This window comes from Halomonas sp. A020 (assembly GCF_027943625.1).
Classification (GTDB): domain Bacteria; phylum Pseudomonadota; class Gammaproteobacteria; order Pseudomonadales; family Halomonadaceae; genus Vreelandella; species Vreelandella piezotolerans.
In genome coordinates, this window is the sequence record NZ_AP022850.1 from 1617998 (window position 1) to 1630524 (window position 12527).

The following is a 12527-nucleotide window of genomic DNA, read 5'->3' on the forward strand; positions in this document are numbered from 1 at the left end:
TTCCGCGGCCGAGACGCCTATAGTGCGTAGCTAACCAGGAGGCGTAGGACCCATGTCCAAACGCGATTATTACGAAGTCCTGGGTGTCGAAAAAGGGGCCGATCAGAAAGAGATCAAAAAGGCCTATCGCCGTCTGGCGCAAAAATTCCACCCTGATCGAAACCCGGACGATACCTCCGCAGCGGAAAAATTCCGCGAAGTGTCGGAAGCTTACGAAGTTCTGAGCGATGGCGAGAAGCGCGCGGCCTACGACCAGTTCGGCCATGCCGGTGTGGATGGCCAGGGCGGCGGCTTTGGCGGCGGTGGCTTCGGTGGCGGCGGCGCTGGCGATTTCAGCGATATCTTCGGCGATGTGTTTGGCGATATCTTCGGTGGCGGCGGTGGTCGTCGTCGTGGGCCCAACGCACCTGCACGGGGTTCCGACCTGCGCTACAACCTAGAGCTGGATCTAGAGAGCGCAGTGGCGGGCACCACGGTGGATATTCGCGTCCCGCGTCATATCGAGTGTGACCGCTGCGACGGTGGCGGCGCCGAGCCGGGCTCCACCAAAGAGACCTGCCCGACCTGCCATGGTCACGGCCAAGTACGCATGCAGCAGGGCTTCTTTGCGGTTCAGCAAACCTGCCCGACTTGTCACGGCAGTGGCCAGCACATCAAAGTGCCGTGCCACAAATGTAACGGCGAAGGCCGCGTGCGCGAAACCCGCACCCTCTCGGTGAAGATTCCGCCGGGTGTGGATACCGGCGACCGTATTCGTCTCAACGGCGAAGGCGAGAGCGGCGTGAACGGTGGCCCGGCGGGCGATCTGTACGTTCAGGTTTCCATCAAGCCGCACCACATCTTCAAGCGTGACGGTAAGCACCTGCAGTGCGACGTGCCGATCAATTTCGTCGATGCAGCCCTCGGTGGCGAGTTGGAAGTGCCCACGCTAGATGGTCGCGTGAAGCTGAAGATTCCGCCGGAAACCCAAACCGGCAAACTCTTCCGCCTACGTGGTAAAGGCGTGAAGCCCGTTCGCGGCGGCGCCCCCGGCGACCTGCTGTGCAAAGTGGTGCTGGAAACGCCCGTCAACCTCAACGACGAGCAGAAAGACCTGCTTCGCCAGCTGCAAGAGAGCTTCGATGGCAGCAACAGCCACAGCCACTCACCGAAGAAGACCGGTTTCTTCGACAGCGTGAAGAAGTTCTTTGAAGAGATGAAGCCGTAAGAGCCCAGAGCGCTCTGAAGTAACAGCCCCAGCACCCCGGTGCTGGGGCTTTTTTATATGTATATGCCATTGAAGACCCATCCGCCGCGCCAAGGCCTGTGGGTCTGGCAGACGATGCTACGCGGGGCTTGAGTGAGACAAGCCAAGGCGACTTACGTCACAATAACAGCATCCGCTTATCAACCGATGGACGCTGACGAATGAAGGAAACCACCTAATGCCTTTGGATGCTGTTGACCGCCCTTATTTGGGGATTTGGCTGCGTGTGCTGTCGGGGGTGCTGTTTACGGGCATGCTGGTGTGTATCAAAGCCGTGAGCGATGAGGTGCCGGTGGGGCAGTCGGTGTTTTTCCGTTCGCTGTTTGCGCTGCTGCCGATCGTGGTGTTTCTGGCCCTACGCCGGGAGTTTCCTCAGGGGTTGGCGACCCGGCGACCGTTGGGGCATGCCTTGCGTTCAGGATTGGGCGCGGCGGCGATGTTTGCCTCGTTTGCCGCTGTGGCGGTGTTGCCGGTAGCAGAGACCACGCTGCTGGCGCAGTTGACGCCTATTTTTATGGCACTAGGCGGTGTCCTGCTGTTGGGCGAGCGCTTTACGTGGGTGCGTGCGCTCGCGATGGGGCTGGCGATGGGGGGAATGGCCGTGCTGGTGTTGCCGAACGTGGGCGGTGCTTCTCAGTCGGGCCAGCTGGTGGGCTATCTATTGGCGGTGCTGAGCGCGGTGTTGACGGCGGGCGCGTTACTGACCGTGCGGCGCATTTCGCGAACGGAAACGCCGGGCGCTATCGCATTTTACTTCATTTTGGTGTCGGCCCTGGCGGGGCTGGCGACGCTGCCGCTAGGCTGGTCAGCGTTACGCCCAGAGGTGTTGAGCCTGCTCGTGCTGGCGGGGCTGTTGGGCGGGGCGGCGCATATCGCGATGACGCTGGCATTTCGCTATGCCGAGGCGTCGCGGTTAGCGCCGTTCGAATACCTCGCCTTGCTCTGGCCGGTGTTGGCAGATTGGTGGTTATTCGATATTCCGGCCTCGTACCACTTCTTCTTGGCGCTGCCTTTGATGCTGGCCGGTGTCGTATTGGCGGCGCTGGAGGGTAAGCGCCTTAAATGGCCTCTTCGACGATAAGCTGAGGCCGCCCCTTCGAGCAGGCCTCGATGCGAGCGTTCACGCGGTAAACGCCGCGCAGTAGCTCCGGGGTGATGACGTCCTCCGTGGCGCCGCAGGCGATCAGTCGACCCTGTTCCAGCACCATGGCGTGATCGGTAAAGCGCAGGGCGTGGCCAATGTCGTGTAGAGCGACCAGAATCAGCATTTGCCGCTCGTCGGCTAGGCGTCTCAGTACGCTCAACAGGCTAATTTGTCGGTTGAGATCGAGCGCGGACGTGGGCTCGTCCAGCATGAGGATGTCAGGCTCCTGCACCAGCGCCTGGGCAGCGCTCACTAGCTGGCGCTGGCCGCCGCTCAAATCGCCGATGTCACGCTCGGCCAGCGCGCTAATGTTCAGCTCGGCAAGCGCTTTGTCCACTTGGGCAAGGTCGTCGGCTTGTACCGTCAGGCTGCGCCCTTGCATGCGGGCCAGCAGCACGGACTCATACACCGATAAGACGGCTCTGGCACCGGTGTCCTGGGGCATGTAGGCCACGGGACGCTCGGCGGTGGTATTCGAAATGAGCACGTCGCCCCCGCCTTTCAGCAATCCCAGAATACGACGGAACAGCGTCGATTTGCCTGCCGCGTTGGGGCCAAGCAGCGCCACGACTTGCCCGCCTTGAAAGCAGGGCGTGGTGATGTCGTGAACGATGGTTTTGCGCCCATAGCGGGCGCACACGTTCTTGAGCTGTAGCGTTACCATGCGGCCTTCTTGTGATTGAGCACGAGGAAAAGGAAGAAGGGAATGCCCACGAGCGACGTGATGATGCCGATGGGAATGATGGTGCCGGGAATGATGATCTTGGACAGCACCGACCCCACCGAGAGAATCAGTGCACCGCACAGCGCCGAGCCGGGCAGGAAGAAGCGCTGATCTTCGCCTAGCAGCATACGAGCAATGTGCGGACCCACCAGGCCAATGAAGCCAATCGTACCGACGAAGGCAACGGCGATGGCGGCCAGCAGCGACACGAGCACCAATACCTCTAGGCGCAGCGCGCGAGGGTTGACGCCCATGCTCTCCGCTTTGGCATCCCCCAGGCGCATGGCGGTGAGCGCCCAACCGTGGCGTGCCAAAAGCGGCATTACCAGGGCGAGCACGCCGAGTGCGATCCAAAACTTTGGCCAAGTGGCTTTGGTAAGGCTGCCCATCGTCCAGAACACGACGGCCGCCACGGCCTCTTGGCTGGCAAAGAACTGAATCAGCGCCATCAGCGAGTTGAAGATGAACACCATCGCGATGCCGAGTAGCACGATGGTTTCCACGGTGACGCCGCGCTTGAGGCTCAGCGCGTGAATCAAAAACGCGGTGAACATGGCCATCAGAAACGCGTTGATGGGCACTACATATTCGATGGCGGTGGGGATGATGGCCACACCAAAGGCCAAGCCAAGGGCAGCACCGAAGCTGGCGCCCGCGGATATCCCCAGCGTGAACGGGCTGGCGAGCGGGTTGCTGAGGATGGTCTGCATCTGCGCGCCCGCCACCGAGAGGCTAGCCCCCACGACGATGGCCATGAGCGCGACCGGCATACGAATATCCCACAAAATGACCCGCGCTTGCTGGCTGACGACATCCGGTGTCACCAGCGCAGCCACCACCTCTGCCAAGCTGAAGCGGGCGGGGCCGAGCGCTAAATCCACGCAGAGACTGAGCAGTAGCGCGAGGGTCAGGCCCACCAGAATTAGCTGCCGACGCCACACTTGTGCGCGATAGAACGTGCGTCCGGCGGTTGGGTGGGCGACGTTGGCATTACTCATCATGAAGCGTTATCCAGTAGCCGGGCTGATAGTCGATCGGCAGAAACCGGTCGTGAAGCTCTTCCAAGGTAGCTTCGGGGTCTAAATCTTCAAACAGCTCGGGATGGAACCACTTGGCCAGCTGCTGTACGGCAACGAAGTAGTAGGGGCTGTTATAGAACTGGTGCCAAATCGCGTGCACATTCCCCGTCTCGACGGCCTCGATGCCGGTCATGGCGGTGCGGGTCGTTAGCGCTTGCAGTTTTTCCCGGGCCTGCGCCTGGTCGGCTCCGGGACCGACACCGACCCAGTCTCCGCCAGGCACGTAGGCATCCCAACTGCCGCCCGTGACCACCACGTGCTGCGGGTTGGCGGCGATGATTTGCTCGGGGTTGAGGTTGCCAAAGCTGGCGGGGATGATGCCATCGGCAATATTGATGCCGCCTGCCAACGTCACGTATTCGCCAAAGTTGGCAGGGCCGAAGCTCATGCAGCACTCATCCGAATAGCCGCCTGCACGGTCGACGAAGACGCGTGGCCGTTCGGGGTCGGCTTGCTCGATGACATCCGTTACCCGGGCGAGCTGCGCTTCAGCAAAGGTGATGAACTCCTCGGCAGCGGCCTCGTCGTTCATCAGCTGGCCGATCAGGCGCATCGATGGAATGGTGTTCTCGATGGGGTCTTCGCGGAAGTCCACGTACACGATGGGAATATCCAGTTCCGCGAGCTTGTCATCGTAGGCGGCATCCTCGGTGGCTGCTTTTGCCTCGATGTTCATCAGGATCAGGTCGGGATTCAGTGATGCTGCTTGTTCGACATCGAAGGTACCATCTTTGAAGCCCCCAAAGGTGGGAATCGACGCCATTTCGGGGAAGCGCTCTAAGTAGCGTTGGTAGTTGTCAGGGTCTGCTTGTGAAAAGTCTTCTCGCCAGCCCACCACGTGGGCCAGTGGTGCATCGGGTTCGAGCATGCCGAGCAGGTAGATTTGTCTGCCTTCACCTAGGATGACGCGTTCGGCAGGGGCGTCTAGAGTGATCTGTCGGCCAGCAATATCGGTAACCGTAATGGGGGCCGCGATGGCCGACGCGCAAACGAAAGACGTCAGCGCACCTACAAAAGGAAGAGATAGGCGTAACAGCATAGTGGTATTGAGTACCTGAGTTCTTTAGCGTCTACGCTAACGATGAGTGTTTAATCAAACATAGATGTTGATGTTAATTGCTATTCTCATATCCGGCATTATCCCTTAAAGCAGAAAAGGTGTCGAGGTAAGTGCCAAGCATTAGCATGATGGCAACAGGCCGTTGCAAGGAATTCTCATTCGTTGCTTGGTTCTTTTCACAGCGAGGATTACGCTAGTGGGTACTTACTACTATGAAGATGGAGTGAACCCATGCCGTTATCCCGAGCTGAGATTGCCACCCCCTCTGGTGCGCGCTTGATCAACCGCTTATGCAAACACTGGGCGCATAAGTTGGAGGTCGAGCATACCGAGCAGGACGCCAAAATCGTGTTCGCCAGCGGTACCTGTCTGATGCACGCGGAGCCAGAGCGACTACTGGTCTCTATCGAAACCCTCGAAGAGGAGCACTTAGACCAGCTCGAAGGCGTGGTCGAAAGCCATTTGGTACGAATGGCGAAAGACGAACCGCTAGAGATCGTCTGGGAAAATTGAAGTGATCGCTGGGTGTCGGCGTTAGCGCCGCATCGGCCGGGGTGGTCTGCTATAATCGCGGCTACCTTTTTCGTTTCTAGTCCGCTGCAACAGCGTATCCGTAGGAGTTTCCATGACCCGAATTGCCATTGTAGGCGTCGCTGGCCGCATGGGCCGCACGTTAGTCAACGCCGTCGAGCAAGAAGCCGATGCCTCCCTGGCGGGCGGTATCGTGGAGCCGGGCAGCTCCCTGGCCGGTGCCGATATCGGCGAGCTGGCGGGCGTAGGCAAGCGGGGCGTGGTGGCGGTCGATTCGCTCAGCGCCATCGTCGATGACTTCGACGTGCTGATCGACTTCACCGCACCGAAAGTGACGTTGGCGAATCTGGCGTTCTGCGCCAAGCACGGTAAGCGCATCGTGATCGGCACCACCGGCATGAACGACGACGAACTGGCCGAGCTGGATAGCTACCGCGATAAAGTCGCCATGGTGTTCGCCCCCAATATGAGCGTGGGCGTGAACCTGACGCTAAAGTTGCTGGAAACGGCGGCGAAAGCCCTGGGCGATGAAGGGTACGATATCGAAGTGATCGAGTCTCACCACCGCCACAAGGTCGATGCGCCGTCCGGAACGGCCATCAAAATGGGGGAAGTGGTTGCCGACAGTCTCGGCCGCACCTTAAAAGAGCACGGCGTGTTCGAGCGGGTAGGGCAGTGCGGCCCGCGTACCGATAAAGAGATCGGCTTTGCGACCGTGCGTGCAGGCGATATCGTCGGAGAGCATACCGTGATGTTCGCCACCGAAGGCGAGCGGATCGAAATCACCCACAAGGCCTCAAGCCGGATGACCTTTGCCAAAGGCGCCGTGCGCGCCGCACGCTGGGTCGCCAGCCAGCCTCACGGCCGCTACGACATGCAGGATGTCTTGGCGCTTCACTGATCGGCAAAACGAACGTAACGCCACGCTGAAAATAAAGGGCTAGCCTGCGGTCGGTAAATCCTGTAACATTCCAAAAATTTTGGCCGAGTGGCTGTCGAGGCGCTGAAAAAACGCCTGCAGCGAATGCCTGTGGCAGTTAGTGGAAAGAATGTCAGTGGAAAGTGCACCACGCTTGTTGCACTGGCCGTTAGGTGTGAGAAAAAAGTCAGCGAACTGCTGCGCCATGGCACGACCGTTACGGTGGCATGGATGAGAACAACAAGCGGGATGAAACCGATGTTTTTATTGTCGGCTTCGTCCCGCTTTTTTACGACCCGACGTTTGCACGCAAACGCCGACAACCGGATCGCCGAGCCTGCGCCCACAGGCTCCCACCAGCATGGGAGAACGTGTTTTGAATAACCCCGCATTGAGCAAACCCGCGATATTGGCCCTGGAAGATGGCAGTGTGTTTCATGGCACGGCCATTGGCGCGGAGGGAATCACAAGCGGTGAGGTGGTGTTCAATACAGCCATGACCGGCTACCAGGAAATCCTCACCGACCCCTCTTATACCCGCCAAATCGTTACCCTGACCTATCCCCACATCGGCAATACCGGCATCAACAGCGAAGATGTGGAATCCGCTTCCATTGCGGCAGCAGGCCTGGTGATTCGCGATCTTCCCCTGTTGGCCAGCAGCTTTCGTTCCGAACAAACCCTCTCTGATTATCTGAAAAGCCAAAACGTACTGGGCATTGCCGATATCGACACCCGCCGCCTGACGCGTATTTTGCGTGACAAAGGGGCTCAAAACGGCGCGATTCTGGCAGGTGCCGAGGCAGAGGGTGACGATGCCGTCGAGCGGGCGCTGGCCGCGGCGAAGGCATTTCCGGGCTTGAAGGGCATGGATTTGGCCAAGGAAGTCTCCTGCAAAGAGGCTTACGAGTGGTCGGAAGGCGAGTGGGCCTTGGGCGAAGGCTACGCGGATGCGAGTCAGGGCGAGCGCCCCTACCACGTGGTGGCGTTCGATTACGGCGTGAAGTTCAACATCCTGCGCATGCTGGCGGCGCGGGGCTGCCGCTTGACCGTGGTGCCGGCGCAAACGCCGGCGGCAGAGGTGCTGGCGATGAACCCGGACGGCGTGTTCCTGGCCAACGGCCCCGGCGACCCCGAGCCCTGTGATTACGCCATCAAAGCGATCCAGGAAGTGCTGGAAACCGACACGCCGGTGTTCGGCATTTGCTTGGGCCACCAGCTGCTGGCGCTGGCCTCCGGTGCCAAAACCGTCAAGATGGGTCACGGTCACCACGGGGCCAACCATCCGGTACAAGACCTGGATACCGGCACGGTGATGATCACCAGTCAGAACCACGGCTTCGCGGCCGATGAAGCAACGCTACCCAGCAACGTACGCGCCACGCACCGCTCGCTGTTCGACGGCACTCTGCAGGGCATCGAGCGTACCGATCGTCCGGCGTTTAGCTTCCAGGGCCACCCGGAAGCGAGCCCAGGTCCGCGCGACGTAGCGCCGCTGTTCGATCGTTTCATCGCCATGATGCAGGCGCGCCGCTAGGTTCGCCGCGCTGCCTCTCAGTGCCTAGTTACGCCGTTTTGATGCTCATCGTCACCACTTTTTGCGGGAACCGTTATGCCTAAGCGTACCGATATCAATAGCATTCTCATCATTGGCGCTGGTCCGATCGTCATCGGTCAGGCCTGCGAATTCGACTACTCCGGCGCCCAGGCCTGTAAAGCGCTGCGCGAGGAGGGCTACCGGGTCATTCTGGTCAACTCCAACCCGGCCACCATCATGACCGATCCCGCCATGGCCGATGCCACCTACATCGAGCCGATCACTTGGCAAGCCGTCGAGAAAATCATCGAAGCCGAGCGCCCGGATGTGATTCTGCCCACCATGGGCGGTCAGACGGCGCTGAACTGCGCGCTGGACCTGGACAAGCACGGCGTGCTGGCCAAATACGGTGTCGAGATGATCGGTGCCAATGCCGATGCCATCAACAAGGCCGAAGACCGCGATCTGTTCGACAAGGCGATGAAGAACATCGGCCTGGAGTGCCCCAAGGCCAAAGTGGCTCACACCATGGACGAGGCGTGGGAGATTCAGGCGGAGCTGGGCTTTCCGACGATCATTCGTCCTTCTTACACCATGGGCGGCTCCGGCGGCGGCGTGGCGTACAACAAGGAAGAGTTCGAAGAGATCTGTACCCGCGGTTTCGAGCTGTCCAACAACCACGAGCTGCTCATCGACGAGTCGCTGCTGGGTTGGAAAGAGTACGAAATGGAGGTGGTGCGCGATAAGAACGATAACTGCATCATCGTCTGCGCGATCGAAAACTTCGACCCCATGGGCGTGCACACCGGCGACTCCATCACCGTAGCCCCGGCCCAGACGCTGACCGATAAAGAGTACCAGATCATGCGCGACGCCAGCCTCGCGGTGCTGCGCGAGATTGGCGTAGAAACCGGCGGCTCGAACGTGCAGTTCGGTATGGACCCGAAGACCGGCCGCATGGTGGTGATCGAGATGAATCCCCGTGTCTCTCGCTCGTCGGCGCTGGCCTCCAAAGCCACTGGTTTCCCGATTGCCAAGATCGCCGCGAAGCTGGCGGTGGGTTACACCCTGGACGAGCTGCAAAACGACATTACCGGCGGCCAAACTCCGGCGTCCTTCGAGCCGTCCATCGACTATGTCGTGACCAAAATCCCGCGCTTCACCTTCGAGAAGTTCCCCCAGGCGAACGACCGCCTGACCACCCAGATGAAGTCGGTGGGCGAGGTGATGGCGATTGGCCGTACGTTCCAAGAGTCGCTGCAAAAAGCGCTGCGCGGCATGGAAACCGGTAACGACGGCCTCGACCCGATCATTACCGAGTTTACCGATGACGCGATGGCCCAAATCAAGGGCGAGCTACAGGCAGCGGGTGCCGAGCGCATCTTCTTCGTCGCCGACGCCATGCGCGCGGGCATGAGCGTGGACGACGTGTTCGCGCTGACCAACATCGACCGTTGGTTCCTGGTCCAGCTCGAAGACCTGATTCTGACCGAAGCGGCGGTTTCCAAGCGTGCGCTGGCGGACCTCTCCGCCCGCGAGTTGTTCCAGCTCAAGCGCAAGGGCTTCTCGGATGCTCGTTTAGCGAAGCTGTTGGGCGTGTCCGAAAAAGAGTTCCGCAAGACGCGTCAAGCCGCCAACATCCGCCCGGTCTACAAGCGCGTGGATACCTGCGCGGCCGAATTTGCCTCGGACACGGCCTACATGTACTCCACCTACGAGGAGGAGTGCGAAGCAGACGTCTCGGATCGCCAGAAAATCATGGTGCTGGGCGGTGGCCCGAACCGTATCGGCCAGGGTATCGAGTTCGACTACTGCTGCGTTCATGCCGCCTTCGCCATGCGCGACGACGGCTACGAAACCATCATGGTCAACTGCAACCCGGAAACCGTCTCCACCGACTACGACACCTCGGATCGTCTCTACTTCGAGCCGGTCACGCTGGAAGACGTGCTGGAAATTGCCGATAAAGAGAAGCCGGTGGGCGTCATCGTCCAGTTCGGTGGACAAACGCCGCTGAAGCTTGCCCGAGAACTAGAAGCCGCTGGCGTGCCGATCATTGGCACCACGCCGGACGCCATCGACCGCGCGGAAGACCGCGAGCGCTTCCAGGTGATGATCGACAAGCTCGGTCTGAAACAGCCGCCCAACGCCACGGCCCGCAGCTTCGAAGATGCCTTCGCCAAAGCCGAAAAAATTGGCTATCCCTTGGTCGTGCGCCCCAGCTACGTCCTGGGCGGCCGGGCGATGGAGATCGTCTACGACGCCTCCGAGCTTGAAAACTACATGACCAACGCAGTGAAAGTCTCCAACGACTCGCCGGTACTGCTGGATCATTTCCTGAGTGCCGCGGTGGAAGTCGACATCGATGCGGTCTCCGACGGTCAGCAGGTCGTGATTGGCGGTATCATGCAGCACGTCGAGCAAGCGGGCGTTCACTCCGGCGACTCCGCCTGTGCGCTGCCGCCCTACTCGCTGCCGGCCGACGTGCAGGACGAGATGCGCGATCAGGTCAAGAAAATGGCCGTCGAGCTGGGCGTCAAAGGCCTGATGAACGTGCAGCTGGCGTGGCAGGATGGCGAGATCTATGTCATCGAGGTCAACCCACGCGCCTCGCGTACCGTGCCGTTCGTGTCCAAGTGCATCGGTACCTCGCTGGCGCAGGTGGCGGCCCGCTGCATGGCCGGTAAGCCTCTGGCCGAACAGGGCTTCGAGCGTGAGATCGTGCCGCACTTCTACAGCGTCAAAGAAGCGGTCTTCCCGTTCAACAAGTTCCAGGGCGTCGACCCGATTCTCTCGCCGGAAATGAAGTCCACCGGCGAAGTCATGGGCTCGGGCGATACCTTCGCAGAAGCGTTCTTCAAGGCGCAACTGGGCGCGGGAGAAGCAATTCCGGCGCTGGAGGGCGATCGTAAAGCCTTCCTGTCGGTACGTGAACCCGACAAGCAGGGGATTATCGAAGTGGCTCGTTCTCTGCTAACATTAGGCTTCACGCTTTGTGCAACGCGTGGTACGGCAGTGGCTATCGAAGCCGCCGGTTTGCCCGTGGAGCACGTCAATAAAGTCTACGAAGGCCGTCCCCATATCGTCGATCTGCTGAAGAACGACGAAATCGCCTACATCGTGAACACTACCGAAGGTCGTCAGGCAATCAACGACTCTTCGATCATTCGCCGTACTGCTCTCGCGCGCAAGGTGCCCTATGCGACCACCTTGGCGGGCGCTAATGCCGTTTGCATGGCGCTAGAGTACGGTAGGGAGATTACGGTGCGGCGCCTTCAGGATCTGCATGCAGGAGCAAGTCAATGAACAAGGTCCCGATGACGGTAGCGGGAGAAAAAAGCCTTCGCGAGGAGCTCAATCACTTGAAGGGCGAAGAGCGCCCTCGGGTGATTGCCGCCATCGCCGAAGCGCGTGAACATGGCGACCTCAAGGAGAACGCCGAGTATCACGCGGCGCGCGAGCAGCAGGGATTCATCGAAGGCCGTATCCAGGAAATCGAAAGCAAGCTTTCTGGTGCGCAGGTGATCGATGTCACCAAGCTGCCGAAGACCGGTAAGGTGATTTTCGGGGTAACCGTATCGCTGCTGAACCTGGATAGCGATGCCAGCGTGACCTATCGCATCGTGGGCGAAGACGAAGCCGACATCAAAGCGGGCAGAATCTCGGTCACTTCACCCATTGCGCGTGCGCTGATCGGTAAGGAAGAGGGCGATGTCGTGGTGGTGAAAACCCCAGGCGGCGACGTGGAGTACGAGATCGAGAGCGTCGAGCACCTCTAACCACGTACCGCTAGCGCAAAAAAAGGCCCGGTGCAGGAGACTGCATCGGGCCTTTTGGTGGTCAGGTGCGTGACATCGAGCCTGAACGCCCTGTACGCGTTAGTGTCGACCGTGGTGATTCTCGAAGCGAGTGACGTTCGACAGCTTGGGATTCGCCTTTGGATTGCGGCGATACAGCAGTGCCATCTTGCCGATGGTTTGCACCAGCTCGGCGTTGCTGTCAGCCAGCAGCTCGTTGATCATCGCGGCACGGTCGTCCCGCTCTGGCAGGGCGAGCTTGACTTTGATCAGCTCGTGATCGTTGAGCGCGCGGTTGAGTTCTGCGAGCAAATTGTCGGAGACGCCGTTCTCAGAAACGGTGACCACCGGGTTCAAATGGTGGCCAATGCTGCGAAATGCTTTCTTTTGTGCCTGTGACAAGCTCATGGTATCTTGCGGTATCCCGGTTAGCGCTTAACGTTCCATCTTACGGTGAAATGCCGCTGAGTGAAAGCAATCGCGTGAACGC

General features: G+C 60.0%; 11 protein-coding genes. 7 read left to right on the forward strand and 4 right to left on the reverse strand.

Annotation, left to right across the window (positions count from 1 at the left end):
- Window positions 1-52 precede the first annotated feature (52 nt).
- Together dnaJ and FRH_RS07570 are read left to right on the forward strand one after the other, a co-directional pair.
- On the forward strand, window positions 53-1207 hold the full coding sequence (gene dnaJ / locus FRH_RS07565; protein WP_139527956.1) for a molecular chaperone DnaJ: 1155 nt from the start codon (window positions 53-55) through the stop codon (window positions 1205-1207).
- A gap of 217 nt (window positions 1208-1424) precedes the next feature.
- Entirely contained in the window at window positions 1425-2327 is a 903-nt protein-coding gene (locus tag FRH_RS07570) for a DMT family transporter (RefSeq protein ID WP_139527957.1), read from the forward strand.
- On the opposite strand, the gene FRH_RS07575 is transcribed toward FRH_RS07570, so the two are convergent.
- The 3 genes from FRH_RS07575 to FRH_RS07585 are packed head-to-tail and all read right to left on the reverse strand — an operon-like array spanning window position 2305 to window position 5232.
- Window positions 2305-3054 (reverse strand): ABC transporter ATP-binding protein, encoded by a 750-nt coding sequence (locus FRH_RS07575; RefSeq protein ID WP_219862512.1) that lies wholly within the window; start codon window positions 3052-3054, stop codon window positions 2305-2307. The genes FRH_RS07570 and FRH_RS07575 overlap by 23 nt on opposite strands.
- Window positions 3048-4115 carry an iron ABC transporter permease gene (locus FRH_RS07580; RefSeq protein WP_139527959.1) on the reverse strand — a complete coding sequence of 356 codons (1068 nt, stop codon included), beginning with the start codon at window positions 4113-4115 and terminating at the stop codon, window positions 3048-3050. Before FRH_RS07580 ends, FRH_RS07575 begins: the two co-directional genes overlap by 7 nt.
- Window positions 4105-5232, reverse strand: a complete 1128-nt coding sequence (locus FRH_RS07585; protein ID WP_219862514.1) for an ABC transporter substrate-binding protein — start codon at window positions 5230-5232, stop codon at window positions 4105-4107. The genes FRH_RS07580 and FRH_RS07585 overlap by 11 nt, the downstream gene beginning before the upstream one ends.
- A gap of 252 nt (window positions 5233-5484) precedes the next feature.
- On the opposite strand from FRH_RS07585, the gene FRH_RS07590 reads away from it, so the two are divergent.
- The 5 genes from FRH_RS07590 (at window position 5485) to greA (ending at window position 12019) form a co-directional block, all read left to right on the forward strand.
- Window positions 5485-5766 carry a DUF2218 domain-containing protein gene (locus tag FRH_RS07590; protein WP_219862516.1) on the forward strand — a complete coding sequence of 94 codons (282 nt, stop codon included), beginning with the start codon at window positions 5485-5487 and terminating at the stop codon, window positions 5764-5766.
- 112 nt (window positions 5767-5878) lie between these two features.
- Complete coding sequence (gene dapB, locus FRH_RS07595) at window positions 5879-6685, forward strand: 4-hydroxy-tetrahydrodipicolinate reductase (RefSeq protein ID WP_219862518.1); 807 nt, start codon at window positions 5879-5881, stop codon at window positions 6683-6685.
- 409 nt (window positions 6686-7094) lie between these two features.
- The gene (gene carA / locus FRH_RS07600) at window positions 7095-8240 is read left to right on the forward strand and encodes a glutamine-hydrolyzing carbamoyl-phosphate synthase small subunit (protein ID WP_219863795.1); all 1146 of its coding nucleotides are present in this window, start codon (window positions 7095-7097) and stop codon (window positions 8238-8240) included.
- A 75-nt stretch (window positions 8241-8315) separates the two neighbouring features.
- A complete protein-coding gene (gene carB / locus FRH_RS07605) occupies window positions 8316-11546 on the forward strand; it encodes a carbamoyl-phosphate synthase large subunit (protein ID WP_219862520.1) in 3231 nt (1076 codons plus the stop codon).
- Window positions 11543-12019: a transcription elongation factor GreA gene (greA, locus tag FRH_RS07610; RefSeq protein WP_139527965.1), complete on the forward strand. Its 477-nt coding sequence runs from the start codon at window positions 11543-11545 to the stop codon at window positions 12017-12019. Before carB ends, greA begins: the two co-directional genes overlap by 4 nt.
- Window positions 12020-12118: 99 nt before the next feature.
- Here the strand turns inward: greA and yhbY are convergent, their stop codons facing one another.
- Window positions 12119-12445 (reverse strand): ribosome assembly RNA-binding protein YhbY, encoded by a 327-nt coding sequence (gene yhbY, locus FRH_RS07615; protein ID WP_153843158.1) that lies wholly within the window; start codon window positions 12443-12445, stop codon window positions 12119-12121.
- Window positions 12446-12527 lie beyond the last annotated feature (82 nt).

Excerpts from the sequence above, each read along its gene's own strand:
- FRH_RS07590 (WP_219862516.1), top strand. The coding sequence starts at position 5,485 with ATGCCGTTATCCCGAGCTGAGATTGCCACCCCCTCTGGTGCGCGCTTG.
- FRH_RS07575 (WP_219862512.1), bottom strand. The coding sequence starts at position 3,054 with ATGGTAACGCTACAGCTCAAGAACGTGTGCGCCCGCTATGGGCGCAAA.
- FRH_RS07585 (WP_219862514.1), bottom strand. The coding sequence starts at position 5,232 with ATGCTGTTACGCCTATCTCTTCCTTTTGTAGGTGCGCTGACGTCTTTC.
- dnaJ (WP_139527956.1), top strand. The coding sequence starts at position 53 with ATGTCCAAACGCGATTATTACGAAGTCCTGGGTGTCGAAAAAGGGGCC.
- carB (WP_219862520.1), top strand. The coding sequence starts at position 8,316 with ATGCCTAAGCGTACCGATATCAATAGCATTCTCATCATTGGCGCTGGT.
- dapB (WP_219862518.1), top strand. The coding sequence starts at position 5,879 with ATGACCCGAATTGCCATTGTAGGCGTCGCTGGCCGCATGGGCCGCACG.
- yhbY (WP_153843158.1), bottom strand. The coding sequence starts at position 12,445 with ATGAGCTTGTCACAGGCACAAAAGAAAGCATTTCGCAGCATTGGCCAC.
- greA (WP_139527965.1), top strand. The coding sequence starts at position 11,543 with ATGAACAAGGTCCCGATGACGGTAGCGGGAGAAAAAAGCCTTCGCGAG.
- FRH_RS07580 (WP_139527959.1), bottom strand. The coding sequence starts at position 4,115 with ATGATGAGTAATGCCAACGTCGCCCACCCAACCGCCGGACGCACGTTC.
- FRH_RS07570 (WP_139527957.1), top strand. The coding sequence starts at position 1,425 with ATGCCTTTGGATGCTGTTGACCGCCCTTATTTGGGGATTTGGCTGCGT.